We start from the raw sequence: 16,552 nt of genomic DNA on the forward strand, positions 1-16,552 counted from the left end.
CCAGCAAGGCGCCGACACCCAACGCACCGAGCACGAAGTTACGTCGATTGACCGCCATCAGCTCACCCCCAGAATCGACGATAGATGCCCGTTGAGAAACTTGCCGCTCGGGTCCAGCGCCTGGCGTACCTGAATGAATTCCTGCCAGCGCGGATAGAGCGTTTGCAATGTGCGGGCATTGAGCGTGTGCAATTTGCCCCAGTGCGGGCGGCCGTTGTACTTCCAGAAGATCGGCTCGACGGCGGCGAAGAAGTTGTGGTGGTCCATCTGGTAATGCTGGTGGACCGAGATCGAGCAGCTGTCGCGGCCTTCGAACATGCTCAGCGGAATGTCGTCAGCCTTGACGTAGCGATACTCGATGGGAAACCAGGTGCGCAGGTCCTTGTCGCGGATCAGCTTGAGAATCTCGCGCAGGCAGGCCGGGCCGTGTTCGGCGGGCACCGAATATTCCATCTCATTGAAGCGCACGGTGCGCACGTTGGCGTAGATGTCGAACGAGTCGCCGACCCGGTCGTCGAAACTCGCCAGATGCCGCAGGCTGTTGAGCAGCGAACTGCGCAGACCCGGGAAATCGCTGCCGTACTTGTCGATCTTCTCGATCAAGGTCACGAACTCGTTGCCGCCCTCTTCTTCAGGCGGGATCGGCGGCGTGGGCGGGTCGGTGGTTTCGTTGAGGGCGATCGATAAGGCGTAGTCGGAATGGGTGACGACGAGCATTTCCCAGTGCTGGTTTTCGCTTGTGTTCTTGTCCAGGTCTTCCAGCAGTTCTTCGGTCTTGGCGATCCATTGGGTTTCCCGCAGGCGATAGGCCGGGCGGTTTTGCAGGCGGATTTTGGTGGCCACGCCGAGTGCGCCGAGTGACACCCGGGCGGCGTTGAATACTTCGGGATGACGCTGGCTGTCGCAGTCCAGCACCTCGCCGCTGGCGGTCACCAGTTGCATCCCGCAGACGTGGGCCGAGTAGGACTGAAAGGTTTTGCCGGTGCCGTGGGTCGAGGTGGAAATGGCCCCGGCGAGGGTCTGGTAATCGATGTCGGCCATGTTTTGCAGGGCTTGGCCGATGTCTTTGAGCGGCGTGCCCATGCGCGACATCGGCGTGCCGGCGGCGAATTCGGCTTGCAGGGTTTTCGGGTCGTGATCGAGCAGACCGTTGAAGTAGCTCAGGGACAACAATGTGCCGTCGGTGGGCACCAGAGCGCTGAAGGAATGCGCCGAGCCGACCGGACGAATCTTGCCGGGGGCCAGTTGAATGATCGTCGTCAGTTCATCCAGATTTTTCGGCGCCACCCGCGCCGCCGGCAGGCAACTCTGCCCGCCCGACCAGTTGCGCCAGGGAATCAGCCGCGGCGCGCGCATCAACTGACCCAGCGCCGGATTGGAAGCCAGCGCGCTGAACGCGCCGACGATGCTTGCCCGGTGCAACAACTGCCGGCGTGTCAGATCTATCGGCATGCCAGGATCCTTATTGTGGGAGCGGCTGGTCGGCCATGAAGCCGATCAACTGAAGGAATTGTTCTTCCGAGCACTCGACGCACTGGCCCATCGGCGGCATGCCGTTGTAGCCGTTGATGGCATGGTCGAGCAGCGTGTCGGCGCCCTGCTGGATACGCGGCTCCCAGGCCTTGCGGTCACCGGTCAGCGGCGCATTGGCGGCGGGGTTGGCGTGGCAGAGCTGGCAGCTGTTGGCGTAGATCTGCGCCAGCGCCGGGTCGGAAGGCATGGCGCTCCGGGCGATGCCGGATGAGGTCGTGGGTTTGGCGTCTTCGCCACAACCGGCCAGTGCAACGGCCAGCATCAGCAGCCAGGTGAATCGGGATGCCCGCATAAAGATCCTCGCGTGAGGTGCCGCTTATTGTTGTGGTCACACCTTAAGGCAGCGACGGCGGCGGGTTGAGGGCATTGCGGGCCAGTGAAGGGGGCATCCGGGGACAGTCAGGACTCGGCTCGGGACCGGGTGCAAACAACAAACTCTTTGGGAACTGATGTTGCCAGCCCTCTGCTCTGCGCCTTTGCGTGACATTCCCGTGACATTTGCGGGTTTAAATTTCAGTGAATTCAGGCGTATAACCTGTAAAGCCTTTTCCAATCGGCCCGCCGACATCTTCTACGGGGTAGCGACATGACCACAGCAAACATCCTTGGCAACCTGTTCCCTTCTGTCAGCGACATCCCGGAAAAATACCGCCTCGACGGTCAGGTCGAGCAACGCGAATACCTGGTCGATGGCGAGTTGCGCCGCTGGGACGGCCCGCTCGCCACCGTGCGCAGCCCGGTCTATCTGCACGGCGACAATGGCGACGAACAAGTGATCCTCGGGAGCACGCCGCTGCTGGACGCCGACACCGCCCTCACCGCCCTCGACGCCGCCGTCCGCGCCTACGACCGGGGCCAGGGCCTGTGGCCGACCATGCGCGTGGCCGAACGCATCCAGCACGTCGAAGCCTTCCTCGGGCGCATGCGCCAACAGCGCGACGCCGTGGTGAAACTGCTGATGTGGGAAATCGGCAAGAACCTCAAGGACTCGGAAAAAGAGTTCGACCGCACCTGCGACTACATCGTCGACACCATCAATGCGCTGAAAGAACTCGACCGCCGCTCCAGCCGTTTCGAGCTGGAACAGGACACCCTCGGCCAGATCCGCCGCGTACCGCTCGGCGTGGCGCTGTGCATGGGCCCTTACAACTATCCGCTGAACGAGACGTTCACCACGCTGATTCCGGCGCTGATCATGGGCAACACCGTGGTGTTCAAACCGGCCAAGCTCGGCGTACTGCTGATCCGGCCACTGCTTGAAGCCTTCCGCGACAGCTTCCCGACCGGCGTGATCAACGTCATTTACGGCAGCGGCCGCGAGACCGTCAGCGCGCTGATGGCCAGCGGCAAGATCGATATCTTCGCCTTCATCGGCACCAACAAGGCCGCCAGCGACCTGAAGAAACTGCACCCGAAACCGCACCGCTTGCGTGCCGCACTGGGGCTGGATGCGAAGAACCCCGGCATCGTTCTGCCCGAGGTGGATCTGGACAACGCGGTCAACGAAGCAGTCACCGGCTCGCTGTCGTTCAACGGCCAGCGCTGCACCGCGTTGAAAATCCTGTTCGTGCATGAAGATGTGGTGGACAGCTTCATCGAGAAATTCAACTCCAAGCTGGCCAGCCTCAAACCGGGCATGCCGTGGGACAGCGGAGTTTCGCTGACGCCGCTGCCGGAGTCGGGCAAGGTCGATTACCTCCACGGGCTGGTGGCCGACGCGCAGAGCAAAGGCGCCCAGGTGGTCAACCCGAATGGCGGCGAAGCGCGGGCCTCGTTCTTCTACCCGGCGGTGCTGTACCCGGTGACGCCGCAGATGCGCGTGTATCAGGAAGAGCAGTTCGGCCCGGTGGTGCCGATCGTGCCGTACCGTCACCTCGATACCGTGATCGACTACGTGCTGGAATCGGACTTCGGCCAGCAACTGAGTATCTTCGGCACCAACCCGGTGGCGGTCGGCCGACTGGTCGACACCTTCGCCAACCAGGTCGGGCGGATCAACCTCAACGCCCAGTGCCAGCGCGGCCCGGACACGTACCCGTTCAACGGGCGCAAGAACTCCGCCGAGGGCACGCTGTCGGTACACGATGCGCTGAGGGTGTTTTCGATCCGTACGCTGGTGGCAACCAAGTTCCAGGAACCCAACAAGGATCTGATCAGCGAAATCATTCGCGGGCGCGATTCGAACTTCATCGCCACCGACTACATCTTCTGAGGAGGAATCAGCGCTGAGCACTTTCAGCCCCCACCGCTGGCCGCCGCTGTTGCGGCGGATCCTGCGGCCGTTGCTCGACCCGTATCGGCGTTACCGCCATGCACGCACGATTCATGCGGTGCGAGTGGCGTTGGGGTTGCTGGCGACGATCCTGCTGACCACCGGCATCAATCTGCCCCACGGCGAATGGGCGTCGGTGACCATGCTGGTGGTGATCGGCGGTTTGCAGCACCACGGCAACATCGGCAAGAAAGCCGCGGAACGCGCCACCGGCACCTTGATCGGTGCGGGCGTTGGTCTGTTGATAGTGGCGCAACAGGCATGGCTGGGCATGCCATGGCTGACCTATTTTGCGATGGCGGTGGTGTGCGGATTCTTCTCGTATCACGCCATCGGCAAGGGCGGCTACACCGCCCTGCTGTCGGCCATCACCGTTTTTATTGTCGCCGGGCATGGCGACAACCCGATCACCGACGGGCTGTGGCGCGGGGTCGATATCCTGATCGGTATCGCCCTGGCCCTGGCCTTTTCCTTCGCCCTGCCGCTGTATGCGGTGTACTCGTGGCGCTACAACCTGGCCGACGCGCTGCGCGATTGCGCCACCGTGTACGGACGGATCATTGGTGGCCAACCGGTGACCGCCGACGAACACTTGAAATTGATGAGCCGGCTGAACGCGGTAATGGTGCAACTGCGCTCGCTGATGCCGTCGGTGTCCAAGGAAGTCAAAGTCTCGATGACCGAACTGGACGCGATCCAGCGCAACCTGCGCATGTGCATCAGCACCCTGGAAATCCTCGGCAACATCCGCCCGGACGCCAACGACCCCGACGCCATGGCGCACCTGCAAGCGGCGCTCAAGGCTGAGCACCGGCATATTCGCGTGCAATTGATCGGTATGGCCCGAGCGTTGAAGTCCGGCGCGGTCCAGCGGCTGGGACGTCCGGTGGAATTGCCGGACGCCAGCCTCGACACGCCGGTCTACAGCCCGTTGGACGGCTACCGTTTGTTGACCCGGCAACTGGCGGCCAACGTCGGCGAGATGCGCCAGCGCCTGGCGAAGACTGCGCCGCGCTGGAACATCTGAGGTTTACTGCGCGGCCAGACGCCGCGCCTTCAGGCCCCAACCCTGTTGCATGCCGGCAGCGGCCAACAGGATCGCCGCCACGCCGATCCATTGCAGGGTTTGCAGCTGGTGGCCGAAGGCAAACCAGTCAACGAAAATCGCCGCGATCGGGTAGATAAACGACAGCGCGCCGGTCAATGCGGTCGGCAGTTTCTGGATCGCACCATAAAGCAGCACGTACATCAGACCGGTGTGGACGATGCCCAGGGTCACCAGGCTGGCCCAGGCACTCGGCGCCTCGGGCATTGCTGAAAAATGCGCGAACGGCGCGAGCAACAGCACGCCGGTGCAGACCTGGATCAGCGCAATCAGATGCGGCGGTGTGCCGGTCAGGCGCTTGATGATCAAAGCAGCGATGGCGTACAGAAACGCCGCCCCCAGCGCCAGCGCAATCCCCATCAGGTAATCATTACCGCCCTCGCCCGGCCCGCCATGGGCACTGACGATGGCCAGCATCCCCATGAAAGAAATCGCCAGCCAGAACAGCTTCTGCAGGGTGATCTTTTCTCCGAGAAACAGCGCCGCCAACCCCACCAACATGAACGGCTGCACGTTGTACACCGCCGTGCCGATGGCAATCGAGGCCCGTGAATAGGAGGCGAACAGCAGCACCCAGTTGCCGACGATTGCCACCCCGCTGAGCACCGCCAGCAGGAAGGTGGTGCGGGTCAGAATGCCTGGGCGCAGGAACCCGAACGCGGCGCAGATCAGCAGCAAAGTCCCGGCGCCGAACACGCAGCGCCAGAACACCACGTCCAGCACCGGTTGCCCTGACACCAGCACGAACCAGCCGATGGTCCCGGATATCAGCATGGCGGCGGTCATTTCAAATGAGCCGCGACGGATTGTTTTGTCCATCATCAATCTCCTTAATGTGTGGCAAAAGTATGCCAAGCGAGACCGGGGCTTCTCCAGCGCAAAAAGCAGGCTAAACTCGATTTCTGCCTTTTTTATCAAGGGTGGTTTGCGTCATTCGCCTAATGCGGGAGTTTTTTTGTATGACCGACGATATCGACCAGATCCTGATCGGGGCCTTGATGGAGGATTCGCGGCGCTCGCTCAAGGCGCTGGCGCAGATCAGCGGGTTGTCCTCGCCGAGCGTGGCCGAGCGTTTGCGGCGGCTGGAAGAACGCGGAGTGCTCAAGGGCTACACCGTGGAGATCGATCCGAAATGTTTCGGTTACCAGTTGCAGGCGATTGTCCGGGTGCGGCCATTGCCGGGGCAGCTCCAGGAAGTCGAGCGGCAGATCATGTCGATTCCCGAGTTCACCGAGTGCGACAAGGTCACCGGCGAGGACTGCTTTATCGCCCGCCTGCATGTGCGCTCGATGGAACAGCTGGACACCTTGCTCGACCGGTTGAATACCTTGGCAGAAACCAATACAGCGATCGTCAAGAAGACCCCGGTGAAACGTCGATTGCCGCCGATGGCCTGAGCGGCGTAGATTGAGTTTTTCCGGCGAAGGATTGGCGGCATGAAAATTCAGGCAATGATGCTGACGGCGTTGATGCTGGCTGGGTGCGGGACGGTGCAGACCGTGGCATTCAGTGACAAGCATTCCACCGATCAGCTGAAAGCGAACAAATCCTACTGCGGCGCTGTACCGCGTATCTACAGTGGCGTGACTTACGACTTCTGCATGCTGCACGCCGAAAAGCCGGATGACGTCGACGCGTTCAACTACAAGAACGCGACACCGGGTCTGCTGGTCGATGCGGCCGTGTCGGGAGTACTCGATACCTTGCTGTTGCCCTACACGATCTACAAGCAACAGGCCGACGGCAGCATCGAGATCAATTGATCGACTGCTCCCTTTTTCGCAGGCAACAAAAAACCCGCTTTCGCGGGTTTTCTGTTTATAGCGGTGCAGCGATCAGTCGTCGCGGCTCATGATGCCGAAGATCTGCAACAGGCTGACGAACAGGTTGTAGATCGATACATACAGGCTGATGGTCGCCATGATGTAGTTGCGCTCGCCGCCGTGGATGATGGCGCTGGTCTGGAACAGGATGCAGACCGACGAGAACAGCACGAAACCTGCGCTGATCGCCAGTTGCAGGCCGCTGATCTGGAAGAACATGCTCGCCAGCGTCGCGCCCAGCAGGACGAAGAAACCGGCGGTGATGAAGCCACCGAGGAAGCTCATGTCCTTGCGGGTGATCAGCACGTAAGCCGACAGGCCACCGAACACCAGCGCAGTCATCGCGAACGCGGAGCTGACCACTTCAGCGCCGCCCTGCATGCCCAGGTAACGGTTGAGGATCGGGCCGAGCAGGAAACCCATGAAACCGGTCAGGGCAAACGCCGACACCAGGCCCCAGGCGGAATCACGAAGCTTGTTGGTGAGGAAGAACAGCCCGTAGAAACCGATCAGCACCACGAAAATATTCGGGTAGCCGACCCGCATCTGCTGGGCCACGAACGCCATCACACCGCTGAATGCGAGGGTGAGCGCCAGTAGACCGTAAGTGTTGCGCAGGACGCGGCTAACCTCTAGCTGCTCAGCCTGCACGCTGTTGTGAACTGCGTAATCCTGTTCGCGCATGGCGACACTCCTGTTGGTTTGAAACGTTCAGTCGCAAAGATCATAACAGACGCTCTGTAACAAGCCATGCACAGAGTTTGACAGTGTGTTTCATTCAGGTATTATGGCGCCCGCAACGCAACGGAGGTGTGGCCGAGTGGTTTAAGGCAACGGTCTTGAAAACCGTCGACTGTAACAGGTCCATGAGTTCGAATCCCATCGCCTCCGCCATATTTAGTACTTCAAAGCCCTGAATTTTCAGGGCTTTGTCGTTTCTGGCGTTCTGAAAAATCTGCTCCAGCCAAAATGCGCTCCCAAGACAGTTGACTGATCCCGCATATAAAAAAACCCAGCTCTTACGCTGGGTTTTCGCACTCAAGAAATCTGTCGGCTGTTGTGCCAATACAGGTATGCGAGTCCGACAGGAGCAATGAAAATCGCGAACGACCAGCACATGGCCATAGTGAAGCCTTTCACCATGAGCATAAGGATAGCGTTCACGAAGAACACATTCTCACCCATCACGTACCCCACCACACTCTCGTATACGAATCGAGAATAGGGATAAAGCAGCGTGCAGATGATCGACATAACAATCAGACCTGGTTTAGCCATCAGGCCGGTCGAGCTGTGGGCAGCGAGCGACAAAATCAGAATCGCAAACAGCGATCCGAAAATTAGCTGCCGAATGTAGTAGCTGGTTGTCAGCCCGCCAAAAGTCTTCGATAAAAACGACTGCATAAGATCCCTCTAAAACCCTGATTTGGTGGTGGCCACCATAATAACATCACCCTCTATACATTCAGAACTAATGATCCTGTCCTTTCCGTTTTCACAGCCGCGTGAAAAACTGCGCATTCTTTTTGTCTGTTTTGATGGAACTGCCGATGGACATCATGGATACCCAGCAAGAAAACACCCTCGAGAAGTCACTCAGGCTGGCAGCGGATGAACCGGCCAACCGACCTGAGTTTTTCACGACGCTGTTGAATTCCAGCGTCTACGTCCTCGGCGCGACAGGCACTGGCGATGGCCCGGCAAACCTTGAGGCTGGCAGCAACATCAGCATCGCGCATTGGCAAAAGCCCGACGGCAGCGCGGTCATCCCGTTTTTTTCGTCGTTGCAAACGTTACAGAAATCCATAGACAGCGAAGAGTCCTACATAGAGATCCCGGCCCGGTCGCTGTTTGAAATCACACTGGGTACCCCGCTTTTCCTCAATCCGAAGTCTCCTTACGGTAAAGAGTTTTTCCCTGAGGAAGTGCGCCATCTGCTCTCCGATGAGATCGGTCAAAAGCCGGTGCAGCGCACCGTCGAAAAAGACACCCGAGTGCTCCTCGGACAGCCGTCGCAATATCCGTCGAAAATGGTCAACTCGCTCACTCGGTTACTCGCCAAACATCGCAACGTAAAGCGTGCGTTTCTGGTGTTGATGCATGACGCATCGTCTGATCAAAAGCCTCATCTGGTCGTTGGTATCGAAGCGCAAGGCGATATTGAACGGGTCATGCTCGAAGCCGGTAACGTTGCCGGAGACACCGCTCCGGATGGCGAACCCGTGGATCTGTACCGCGTTCAAGAAGGTGATCCGGGCCTTGGCGATTACTTCCTCAAGCAAACCACCCCCTTTTATGAACGGAAGTCGGCAGGCTGGTTGCGTTCATTGTTTGGCTTTGGCAAGGCGTGACGAAGCACAAAGCCGCGCTAACGGTGCAGAGGGTTGTGCCGAGAAAACTGTGACCAGCGAAAACAAGTAAACCCATTGATTGAGTTTTACCCAGGTCCGACTTGATAAACCTCTCACCTCAAATCCGACTGCTGAGGAAGCCGCATTGCAAGATTCAAAGTATCTGGAAGACCTCCGCTCGCGCTTCAACGCTGGAGAGGCGCTTGAATACGCGTTTTTCTGGGGACACCAGCGAAGCAAGCATGGCGTCACGGCTTCGTGTTTCAGCCAGTGGTTTGAAGCCGAATTCGTTATCGACGGGCAACGCTACGCGACTGCCGAGCATTACATGATGGCCGAGAAGGCCGCCCTGTTCGGCGATCAGGACATTCGTGCTCAAGTGCTCCAGGCGCCTACCCCCAATGCAGCGAAAGCACTTGGCCGTAAGGTGCGCGGGTTCAACGAACAAGAATGGCTGCAACACCGATATGCAATCGTCGTCCGGGCCAACCAGGCCAAGTTCGCGCAAAACCCGGAGTTGCATGCATTCCTCAAGGGCACCGGTTCTCGCATCATCGTTGAGGCAAGTCCAGTTGATAGCATCTGGGGCATCGGGCTCGCTCAGGATCACGAAAACGCGAGCAACCCCAATCTGTGGCAAGGCCTGAATCTGCTGGGGTTCGCGCTTATGCAGGTTCGCGACGAAAGCTGATTGGTCAATTGATGGGGCTTCCCGGCTCGCTAGCGCCAGGCGAGCCGGTCGCGGCGTTGAACACCGCGACCGGGTAATCGCGCACCTTACGCGAACGAAGTCTCATGTTCGCTTTCGTGGACGTAAATCCACGAGATTCCCGACGGCGAATCCGGATCGAGGCGCATCAGCGCCGAGTCGACTTTCTTCTTGGTGATCCCGTTCTTGACCAGGTCGAAAACCGTCAGGAAGAAATCACCGGGAAGCGGCGTGATCGAAAGATTGATGATATGCGATTCGGGGCTTCCGGCACGCTTGCCGTGCAGGCCCCAAAGGCGTTCCCAGTAGTTCTCCCGGTCCATGATCTGACCGTCCGTAAGCACTACGCGGAAATCGTTCGCCAGGGCATCGTACAAAGGCTTTATCGCGTCTTCCGACTGGGAAGCCACGCCGCGCGACCACGGAAAAAAGAGGTTGTACCAGCGGTACACCTCGGCTTGGACGAGTGCTGTTTTATCGGTTGTTTCGGTGACTCGGCTGATTGCCATCTGCGTTCTCCTTAACGAGTTCAAAGGCGCGGGTTTCCATAAGGCATCGCCTGAGCGACGCTCCGCGCCTCATTCAAGATCCATCCTGAAATCAACGTCACGGGGCCAGCTTGAATTCGCTTCAATGACTTCAGAATTTCTCCTGTCATTTGGCTGACCCGGCCACAAAAGTAGACGCCAACCTGTTGGTTTGCATTGGAAACTGACAAACGGCTTTTCGGCTGTCTGCGCTGCAAGGGCCGTGCTTGGGCGGTTCCGTAATAACTCCAGCCCATCGCCCTCTCCCGTTGCGCGATTTCACATTTTTTTCACGAATCGCTTTGTCGCTGTAAAAAACCCTGACACTACAGCGACATCTTCACGCCCCAGAGCAACAAGGACACCTCCGGCAACCCGGTCAAACCGATCGTGGGCAAGAACTACGAGGTCGGCATCAAGGGCGAATACCTGGGCGGTGCGCTGAATGCCAGCCTCGCCGTGTTCCGTGTCAATCAGGAAAACCGCGCGGTACAAGTGTTCGTACCGAACTGCCGGCAGTCGTCCTGCTATGAAGCTTCCGGCGAGATCCGCAGCCAGGGTATCGACTTCGAACTGCAAGGCGCGCTCACCGACAACTGGCAGATCGGCGGCTACACCTATGCCCGCACGCACACCATCAAGGATGAGGCGAACCCGCAGAACGTGAACAAGCAGTTCGACACCGACACGCCGGAACACCTGTTCAAACTGACCACCCGCTACAACTTCCAGGGCCCGCTGGAAAAACTGCGCGTGGGCGGCAACATCTCCTGGCAGAGCCGCATGTACAACGACGTCGAGCTGCTCGATGGCGGCAACTACCGCCTCAAGCAAGGCGCCAACCCCGCCAACCTCCCTGCCGCCGGCCGGCTTCAGCGGTCAATCGGAAACGGCATCAACGGCAGCCCCGATCAATACAAACGGCAACAGCACGACCACAAAAACCGCCATCCAGGCATTACCGTAAGCGTCGTGAACTTTGTCACCCAAGCCTTGCTTTGGCGTATCCGTTCCCGTTTGCTCGAGTATCTGCATGTCGTAGCGGTAAACATCGCGCGGATCCCCCTGACGAACCCGACAGCCAAAAGCGCCCACGCTGACGTAGCGCTCACCCGGCAAGTACTGAAGACGTCCTGCGTTTTCAGGCAGGCGGTTCGCTTTGTTGTAGGCAAGTACCCGCTCCTTCATTTCGGCTACCCGCGCATCGGATTCGGCCACGCATTCATCCTTGGTGCCGAACGGGTGACTGATGTATTCGATAAGCTTGGGGCGATGTTTGCTGTCGAGGTACACCTGCAGCACGCCACCCTGCCCGTCGTCACGCTTGAACACGCGCACGCCGAATCCCCACTTGGCGCCCGTATCGTTGACAGCTTTGAACTCTTCATCGGTCAACGGCTGATTCAGGGTGTAGCCATAGGCCTCAGGGCCAATGACCACCGCTTGCGGCTTCGGTGGTGCTGTCGCGCAGCCGGCCATGGACGAGGTGATGATTGAAAGACTCAAGGCGAAGCACAGCAGCTTGTTCATGACTCATCCCTGAGCAATGTAGATCAATGGAATTTCGGGCGAATGACCGGTAAACCGCGCGAAGGCATTCTCAAACCTCACCCCACCGAACGCAACCATTCAACCAGTTCCATCTCAAGGCTGCCGGGCTTGGGAGGTGCGGGACACAGCAGGCAATAATACGAGCCGTCTTCAACAAACCCGGATGGCGCGGCCAATACGCCGCTCTGGAGATCGTCGCGAACCAGATGCCACGGGCCGATGGCCACACCCAGGCCAGCGACGGCCGCCTGAAGGCTGAAATAAAAGTGCTCGAAAGACTGCATCTCCGTCGCGGGAACGGGCTGGCCTTTGGCGCTCGCCCACTCTTGCCACGCTGTGGGGCGGCTGGTTGTTTGCAGCAACGGCGCCGAGGCATGCAGCTGTTTTCCGTCAAACCATTGCGCAACCTTTTCGGGTCGGCAGACGGGGCCGACCTTCTCCGCAAATAACCTTTCAGCGTGATAACCGGGTGGACGAGGAAAGTCGTCGCGCCGAATCGCCAGATCGATCCCCTGCTCGAATGAAAAGGGCCCACCGCCCGCCACCAGATGAATGTCCGGGCCGCGATGTTGCGTCAGGAAGTCGTTCCAGCGCGGGATCAGCCAGCGCATCAACAGCGTGGGTTCGCAGGACAGAACCAGCCGCCGGGTGCGGCGCGCTTCGCTGCGAATCTCGCGCACCGCCTGGTGCATCACCCCGAGCCCTTCACTCACGGCTTTCAACAGACGCCTTCCTGCGTCCGTCAGGAAAACTCTGCGTTGGCGCCGCTCGAACAGATCAACACCCAGATCCTCCTCCAGCAAGCGCACGGCCCGGCTGATCGCGCCGGGCGTCAGGTGCAACTCATCCGCCGCACGGGCGAAGTTTTCGAATCTGCCAGCGGATTCAAAACAGCGCAGCGCAAGCAGCGACGGCAACCGCGCCTCGGAAGACAGTGAGTCAAAGTCACCATTTACGTCAGAAATCATCGTTAGTTCCAGCGCACAGGATCTGTAAACATCGCTTTCTATCACCAACCACCCCAAGGTTCCACCATGAGCGAATGGATAGCTGTAATCACCATCACCCTGCTGGCCTGCATCAGCCCCGGGCCGGATTTCGCCATGGTCTGTCGCAACGGTTTGCTGCTTTCGCGACGCGCCGGCGTTCTTACGGCGGTAGGCATTGGTCTGGGGGTGCTGGTTCATGTCAGCTATACGCTGCTGGGGTTGGGATGGGTGCTGCAACAAACGCCGTGGCTGTTTACGGCGCTGAAGTTGGCGGGCGCTGCGTATCTCATCTATTTGGGGATCAAGATGCTTCGCGCCCAGCCCGACGATCAGCCGCTGGACGCAGCGCCACCGGCCCTGTCGGATCTGGCCGCGCTGCGCACGGGTTTTCTCACCAATGCGCTGAACCCGAAAACATCGATTTTCATCGTCAGTCTGTTCATGGGTGTCGTGCGACCGGACACCGGCCTGACAACGCAAATCGCCTACGGGCTGTTCATCGCAGGGGCGCACGTGGCGTGGTTCAGTCTGGTTGCGCTGTGCTTTTCGGCCGGGAGCGTGCGGGAGAGGCTAATGGCCGCGCGGCAGTGGATTGACCGGGCGTTTGGCGGGTTGCTCGTGAGCTTCGGGGTTTTGCTGACACTCGCTCAGCGTTCTCGCTGAGCAGGCCGCTGGGTATCAGACGCAAAAAGGCCTGCCACATCGGCAGGCCTTCTTCATTCTGGCGGGACGTTACTGCTTGAGAATCAGCAGCGGCTCGCCCTTCTTCACAATGTAAGTCGCCAGCTCCGAGCCCTTTTCGTTGCCGACGTTCTTCGCGATATGCGCCACACCCGCCGGGATGAACAGCGAATCCCCCGCCTTGAGCGTCACCGGCGCCTGGCCTTCCAGCCGATACTCGAACGTGCCGCTGATCACGTAAGCCACTTCCACCCCCGGATGCGCATGGTTGGGCGACGTGACGCCCGGTTCGAAGTCGACGCGAGCCTGGATCACTTCGCGATCCGCAGCACCCAGATCCTGACGAACCAGATCGGTACGGCTCAGGCCCTGCTGCCAGCTTTTCGCCGGGGCGGCGGTTTGGGTGTCAGCCGCGTGGGCGAGGCCGGTCAGCGAAACGAGTACGGCGGCAGCGGTCATCAGAAGTGTGCGGCGCATGGTGTTGCCCTCTTGGAAGTAGTGGTGTGTCGGCGACTACTTTGGGCGAGGCATGTACGCGGGATGTGTCCTGAGGTCGGGGTTTGTTACCTGATTGTGTATGGCGGCAGGATTGATACACGCGCATACAACTCACAGCACTTCTGACAGCCATTGCCTGAATGCCACGATCTTTTTCGACTCGGCATTTTCATGGGGCGTGACAAAGTAGAAACCCGACGTGGACTTCAGCCGCAGATCAAACGGCGCCACCAGTCGCCCGGCGCGCAAATCGTCGTCGACGTAGGTCGAACGTCCGATGCACACGCCCTGCCCGTCAATCGCGGTCTGCACGGCCATCATTGCCAGATCGAAGGTCAGACGCGAGCCTTTGGCCGTGAGCGGTGGCTGGCCTGCCGCGTGCAGCCAGTCGTTCCAGTCATTGGCGGTCAGGCCGCTGACCTGCAGCAAAGGGTGGTGGGCCAGATCCGCCGGCGTCTTCAAAGGCTTGTCGCCGGTCAGCAGTCGCGGGCTGCACACCGGGAAGATCTCGTCGGACATCAGCCAGTCAGCCCGCAGCCCAGGCCATTCGCCGTTCCCGTAACGGATCGCCGCGTCTATCCCGGCCTTACGAAAGTCGACCAGCCTGGTCATGGCACTGATCCGCACATCAATCTCGGGATACGCCTCGCGAAACGACGGCAGACGCGGCAACAACCATTTGGACGCCACCGACACCAGCGTGCTGATCGTCAGGACGCTGTGGTCGTTCGCCTCCAGCAAACGCTCGGTCGAGTGGCGCAACTCCAGAAACGCCGAACGAACGCCGGGAAAATAAGCATTGCCCTCCTCCGTCAGCGCCAACCCGTCCTTCAAGCGCATGAACAGGCGCACGCCAAGTTCATCTTCGAGGCGCCGGATCTGATGGCTGATCGCGGTCTGCGTGACGTTCAGTTCTTCGGCGGCGCGGGTGAAGCTCAGGTGCCGGGCCGCACATTCGAAGGCTCGCAATCCGTTGAGCGATGGTAGTCGGGGGAGCATATGACCTCTTCAGTCCATGAGATTTTGTCATACGCTAGCACTGCATTTGTCCTTTGCGAAGCGGCGCGGCGATAGCGGATTCTGAGGCTCTACCTGCAAGGAGATCCCATGAAACTGTACTTCGCCCCCATGACCTGTTCGCTGTCGCCGCACATTGTGCTGCGCGAGCTGGAGCTGCCGTTCGAGCTGATCCGCGTCAACAACCAGACCAAGCAAACCGCCGACGGCCGGGACTTTCGCCAGATCAATCCGAAAGGCTACGTGGCTGCGCTGATGCTGGACAACGGTGAAGTGCTGACCGAAGGCCCGGCGATTCTGCAGTACCTCGCCGACCTTGTACCCGGTCATTCGCTGGCCCCGGCCAATGGCACCTGGGAACGCTCGCGCCTGCAGGAATACCTGAATTTCATCAGTTCGGAAATTCATGGCGGCAGCGCGCCGTTGTTCAGCAGCGAAATCCCGGAAACCACCAAAACGATCTTCAAGCACAAACTGTTCAAGCGCCTGGACTACCTGAACCGCATCCTCGCCACCCAACCCTTTCTGATGCAGGCGTTCGGTGTAGCGGATGCTTATCTGTTCACGGTGCTGAAGTGGTTGCCGACATTCAGCATCGCCATCGAAGACTGGCCAGCGCTGGCGAACTACATGACGCGCATCGCCGAGCGGCCCAGCGTGCGGGCTGCCATCGCGGAAGAGGATGCCACGCAACCGGTGTGAATCCTCCGGTTGCGTGGCCGTCGTCAGGCTTTGGCGGCCTCGTCGATCAACGCCGCCACTTCCGTCGCGTGAGAAGCCAGCGACGCATGGCTGGCATTCAACGTAATGACCTTTTTTGCATTGAGCCGCGCCGACATGCGCTTCTGGTTGTCCGGGTGAATCATCCGGTCTTCGCTGGAAATCTGATACCAGGACGGTTTGTTCTTCCACGCAGGGTTGTTGATTTCATCGCCGAAAGTGCTGGCCAGCGGTGCCTTCTGCGTGACCGCCATCACCAGCGCTTCATCGGCCGGCAGATCCTGGCAGAAGCTTTCATGGAATTTGTCGGCCTTGAGCCACAGGAGTCCGTCGCTGTCCGGCGCCAGATTCGGCGCGGCAGCCGGCAAATGTTCCTGGGTGATGCCGCCGGGGCTTTCGCCTTGATCCGGGGCGAATGCGGCGATGTAGACCAGACCGACCACGTTCGGCTGATTGCCGGCCTGCGTGATGACCGCCCCGCCATAGGAATGCCCGACCAGCAGCACCGGCCCGTTCACCTGAGCGACCATTTTGCGGGTGCGCTCGGCGTCGTCGGCCAGTGAGGTCAGGGGCATTTCCACCGCCTGAATCGCGCTGTAGCCCTTGCGCGACAGTTCCACAATGACCTTGCCCCAGTGCGCGGCACCGCCCCAGAAACCGTGCACCAGCACAATCGTCGGCTTTTCACTCATGGCCTTTCTCCTGCTGTTCATGAAGGTCGATTTACCAATGGCGCTCAGGAGTATGGAGCGGTTCTGCCGATGCGCCCGCTGGCC

General features: G+C 59.7%; 19 protein-coding genes, 1 tRNA gene and 1 pseudogene. 10 read left to right on the forward strand and 11 right to left on the reverse strand.

What is annotated here, in order from left to right; genetic code table 11:
- Positions 1-57: 57 nt before the first annotated feature.
- Positions 58-1,386, reverse strand: a complete 1,329-nt coding sequence (locus M5G18_RS00280) for a D-arabinono-1,4-lactone oxidase (RefSeq protein WP_273896939.1) — start codon at positions 1,384-1,386, stop codon at positions 58-60.
- 76 nt (positions 1,387-1,462) lie between these two features.
- A complete protein-coding gene (locus M5G18_RS00285) occupies positions 1,463-1,825 on the reverse strand; it encodes a c-type cytochrome (protein WP_273896714.1) in 363 nt (120 codons plus the stop codon).
- Between the two features lie 294 nt (positions 1,826-2,119).
- Between M5G18_RS00285 and M5G18_RS00290 the strand changes: the two genes are divergently transcribed.
- Complete coding sequence (locus M5G18_RS00290; RefSeq protein ID WP_273896715.1) at positions 2,120-3,745, forward strand: NADP-dependent glyceraldehyde-3-phosphate dehydrogenase; 1,626 nt, start codon at positions 2,120-2,122, stop codon at positions 3,743-3,745.
- Positions 3,746-3,791: 46 nt separating this feature from the next.
- Positions 3,792-4,832, forward strand: coding sequence for an FUSC family protein (locus M5G18_RS00295; RefSeq protein WP_273896940.1), 1,041 nt, complete (start codon positions 3,792-3,794; stop codon positions 4,830-4,832).
- A 3-nt stretch (positions 4,833-4,835) separates the two neighbouring features.
- On the opposite strand, the gene M5G18_RS00300 is transcribed toward M5G18_RS00295, so the two are convergent.
- Positions 4,836-5,729 (reverse strand): DMT family transporter, encoded by an 894-nt coding sequence (locus M5G18_RS00300; protein ID WP_273896716.1) that lies wholly within the window; start codon positions 5,727-5,729, stop codon positions 4,836-4,838.
- A 140-nt stretch (positions 5,730-5,869) separates the two neighbouring features.
- On the opposite strand from M5G18_RS00300, the gene M5G18_RS00305 reads away from it, so the two are divergent.
- Both M5G18_RS00305 and M5G18_RS00310 read left to right on the forward strand, forming a co-directional pair.
- The gene (locus M5G18_RS00305; RefSeq protein WP_007955121.1) at positions 5,870-6,307 is read left to right on the forward strand and encodes an Lrp/AsnC family transcriptional regulator; all 438 of its coding nucleotides are present in this window, start codon (positions 5,870-5,872) and stop codon (positions 6,305-6,307) included.
- A gap of 39 nt (positions 6,308-6,346) precedes the next feature.
- A complete protein-coding gene (locus M5G18_RS00310; protein ID WP_273896717.1) occupies positions 6,347-6,673 on the forward strand; it encodes a YceK/YidQ family lipoprotein in 327 nt (108 codons plus the stop codon).
- A gap of 72 nt (positions 6,674-6,745) precedes the next feature.
- On the opposite strand, the gene M5G18_RS00315 is transcribed toward M5G18_RS00310, so the two are convergent.
- Positions 6,746-7,417 carry a Bax inhibitor-1/YccA family protein gene (locus tag M5G18_RS00315; RefSeq protein WP_007955123.1) on the reverse strand — a complete coding sequence of 224 codons (672 nt, stop codon included), beginning with the start codon at positions 7,415-7,417 and terminating at the stop codon, positions 6,746-6,748.
- Between the two features lie 122 nt (positions 7,418-7,539).
- Here M5G18_RS00315 and M5G18_RS00320 point away from each other — a divergent pair.
- Positions 7,540-7,627: transfer RNA gene (locus tag M5G18_RS00320), tRNA-Ser, on the forward strand.
- A 144-nt stretch (positions 7,628-7,771) separates the two neighbouring features.
- Here M5G18_RS00320 and M5G18_RS00325 read toward each other — a convergent pair.
- A complete protein-coding gene (locus M5G18_RS00325; protein WP_273896718.1) occupies positions 7,772-8,137 on the reverse strand; it encodes a hypothetical protein in 366 nt (121 codons plus the stop codon).
- A gap of 146 nt (positions 8,138-8,283) precedes the next feature.
- On the opposite strand from M5G18_RS00325, the gene sseB reads away from it, so the two are divergent.
- Together sseB and M5G18_RS00335 are read left to right on the forward strand one after the other, a co-directional pair.
- A complete protein-coding gene (sseB, locus tag M5G18_RS00330; protein WP_273896719.1) occupies positions 8,284-9,084 on the forward strand; it encodes an enhanced serine sensitivity protein SseB in 801 nt (266 codons plus the stop codon).
- 145 nt (positions 9,085-9,229) lie between these two features.
- Positions 9,230-9,775, forward strand: coding sequence for an NADAR family protein (locus M5G18_RS00335; protein ID WP_273896720.1), 546 nt, complete (start codon positions 9,230-9,232; stop codon positions 9,773-9,775).
- An 86-nt stretch (positions 9,776-9,861) separates the two neighbouring features.
- Here the strand turns inward: M5G18_RS00335 and M5G18_RS00340 are convergent, their stop codons facing one another.
- Positions 9,862-10,302 (reverse strand): hypothetical protein, encoded by a 441-nt coding sequence (locus M5G18_RS00340; protein ID WP_064596053.1) that lies wholly within the window; start codon positions 10,300-10,302, stop codon positions 9,862-9,864.
- Positions 10,303-10,322: 20 nt separating this feature from the next.
- Positions 10,323-10,577, reverse strand: a complete 255-nt coding sequence (locus M5G18_RS00345; RefSeq protein ID WP_273896721.1) for a hypothetical protein — start codon at positions 10,575-10,577, stop codon at positions 10,323-10,325.
- A gap of 70 nt (positions 10,578-10,647) precedes the next feature.
- Here M5G18_RS00345 and M5G18_RS00350 point away from each other — a divergent pair.
- A pseudogene (locus tag M5G18_RS00350) lies at positions 10,648-11,158 on the forward strand (TonB-dependent siderophore receptor); the annotation flags it as partial.
- 769 nt (positions 11,159-11,927) lie between these two features.
- On the opposite strand, the gene M5G18_RS00355 reads toward M5G18_RS00350, so the two are convergent.
- Positions 11,928-12,839 carry a LysR family transcriptional regulator gene (locus M5G18_RS00355; protein WP_273896722.1) on the reverse strand — a complete coding sequence of 304 codons (912 nt, stop codon included), beginning with the start codon at positions 12,837-12,839 and terminating at the stop codon, positions 11,928-11,930.
- Between the two features lie 66 nt (positions 12,840-12,905).
- Between M5G18_RS00355 and M5G18_RS00360 the strand changes: the two genes are divergently transcribed.
- Positions 12,906-13,523, forward strand: coding sequence for a LysE family translocator (locus tag M5G18_RS00360; protein WP_273896723.1), 618 nt, complete (start codon positions 12,906-12,908; stop codon positions 13,521-13,523).
- A 69-nt stretch (positions 13,524-13,592) separates the two neighbouring features.
- Here M5G18_RS00360 and M5G18_RS00365 read toward each other — a convergent pair whose 3' ends face one another.
- Together M5G18_RS00365 and M5G18_RS00370 are read right to left on the reverse strand one after the other, a co-directional pair.
- Positions 13,593-14,018, reverse strand: coding sequence for a cupin domain-containing protein (locus tag M5G18_RS00365; protein ID WP_207986066.1), 426 nt, complete (start codon positions 14,016-14,018; stop codon positions 13,593-13,595).
- Positions 14,019-14,150: 132 nt separating this feature from the next.
- Complete coding sequence (locus M5G18_RS00370; RefSeq protein WP_273896724.1) at positions 14,151-15,038, reverse strand: transcriptional regulator GcvA; 888 nt, start codon at positions 15,036-15,038, stop codon at positions 14,151-14,153.
- 108 nt (positions 15,039-15,146) lie between these two features.
- On the opposite strand from M5G18_RS00370, the gene gstA reads away from it, so the two are divergent.
- Positions 15,147-15,758 (forward strand): glutathione transferase GstA, encoded by a 612-nt coding sequence (gene gstA, locus M5G18_RS00375; protein WP_273896725.1) that lies wholly within the window; start codon positions 15,147-15,149, stop codon positions 15,756-15,758.
- A gap of 23 nt (positions 15,759-15,781) precedes the next feature.
- On the opposite strand, the gene M5G18_RS00380 is transcribed toward gstA, so the two are convergent.
- Positions 15,782-16,468 carry an alpha/beta hydrolase gene (locus M5G18_RS00380; protein WP_273896726.1) on the reverse strand — a complete coding sequence of 229 codons (687 nt, stop codon included), beginning with the start codon at positions 16,466-16,468 and terminating at the stop codon, positions 15,782-15,784.
- Positions 16,469-16,552: the final 84 nt, after the last annotated feature.

Source organism: Pseudomonas aphyarum (assembly GCF_028657055.1).
In the GTDB taxonomy this organism is placed as follows: Bacteria; Pseudomonadota; Gammaproteobacteria; order Pseudomonadales; family Pseudomonadaceae; genus Aquipseudomonas; species Aquipseudomonas aphyarum.

What these genes read in the sequence shown, in the direction of transcription:
- M5G18_RS00285 (WP_273896714.1), bottom strand. Translation starts at nt 1,825, where the DNA reads ATGCGGGCATCCCGATTCACCTGGCTGCTGATGCTGGCCGTTGCACTG.
- M5G18_RS00290 (WP_273896715.1), top strand. Translation starts at nt 2,120, where the DNA reads ATGACCACAGCAAACATCCTTGGCAACCTGTTCCCTTCTGTCAGCGAC.
- M5G18_RS00300 (WP_273896716.1), bottom strand. Translation starts at nt 5,729, where the DNA reads ATGGACAAAACAATCCGTCGCGGCTCATTTGAAATGACCGCCGCCATG.
- M5G18_RS00305 (WP_007955121.1), top strand. Translation starts at nt 5,870, where the DNA reads ATGACCGACGATATCGACCAGATCCTGATCGGGGCCTTGATGGAGGAT.
- M5G18_RS00310 (WP_273896717.1), top strand. Translation starts at nt 6,347, where the DNA reads ATGAAAATTCAGGCAATGATGCTGACGGCGTTGATGCTGGCTGGGTGC.
- M5G18_RS00315 (WP_007955123.1), bottom strand. Translation starts at nt 7,417, where the DNA reads ATGCGCGAACAGGATTACGCAGTTCACAACAGCGTGCAGGCTGAGCAG.
- M5G18_RS00325 (WP_273896718.1), bottom strand. Translation starts at nt 8,137, where the DNA reads ATGCAGTCGTTTTTATCGAAGACTTTTGGCGGGCTGACAACCAGCTAC.
- sseB (WP_273896719.1), top strand. Translation starts at nt 8,284, where the DNA reads ATGGACATCATGGATACCCAGCAAGAAAACACCCTCGAGAAGTCACTC.
- M5G18_RS00340 (WP_064596053.1), bottom strand. Translation starts at nt 10,302, where the DNA reads ATGGCAATCAGCCGAGTCACCGAAACAACCGATAAAACAGCACTCGTC.
- M5G18_RS00345 (WP_273896721.1), bottom strand. Translation starts at nt 10,577, where the DNA reads ATGGGCTGGAGTTATTACGGAACCGCCCAAGCACGGCCCTTGCAGCGC.
- M5G18_RS00355 (WP_273896722.1), bottom strand. Translation starts at nt 12,839, where the DNA reads ATGATTTCTGACGTAAATGGTGACTTTGACTCACTGTCTTCCGAGGCG.
- M5G18_RS00360 (WP_273896723.1), top strand. Translation starts at nt 12,906, where the DNA reads ATGAGCGAATGGATAGCTGTAATCACCATCACCCTGCTGGCCTGCATC.
- M5G18_RS00365 (WP_207986066.1), bottom strand. Translation starts at nt 14,018, where the DNA reads ATGCGCCGCACACTTCTGATGACCGCTGCCGCCGTACTCGTTTCGCTG.
- M5G18_RS00370 (WP_273896724.1), bottom strand. Translation starts at nt 15,038, where the DNA reads ATGCTCCCCCGACTACCATCGCTCAACGGATTGCGAGCCTTCGAATGT.
- gstA (WP_273896725.1), top strand. Translation starts at nt 15,147, where the DNA reads ATGAAACTGTACTTCGCCCCCATGACCTGTTCGCTGTCGCCGCACATT.
- M5G18_RS00380 (WP_273896726.1), bottom strand. Translation starts at nt 16,468, where the DNA reads ATGAGTGAAAAGCCGACGATTGTGCTGGTGCACGGTTTCTGGGGCGGT.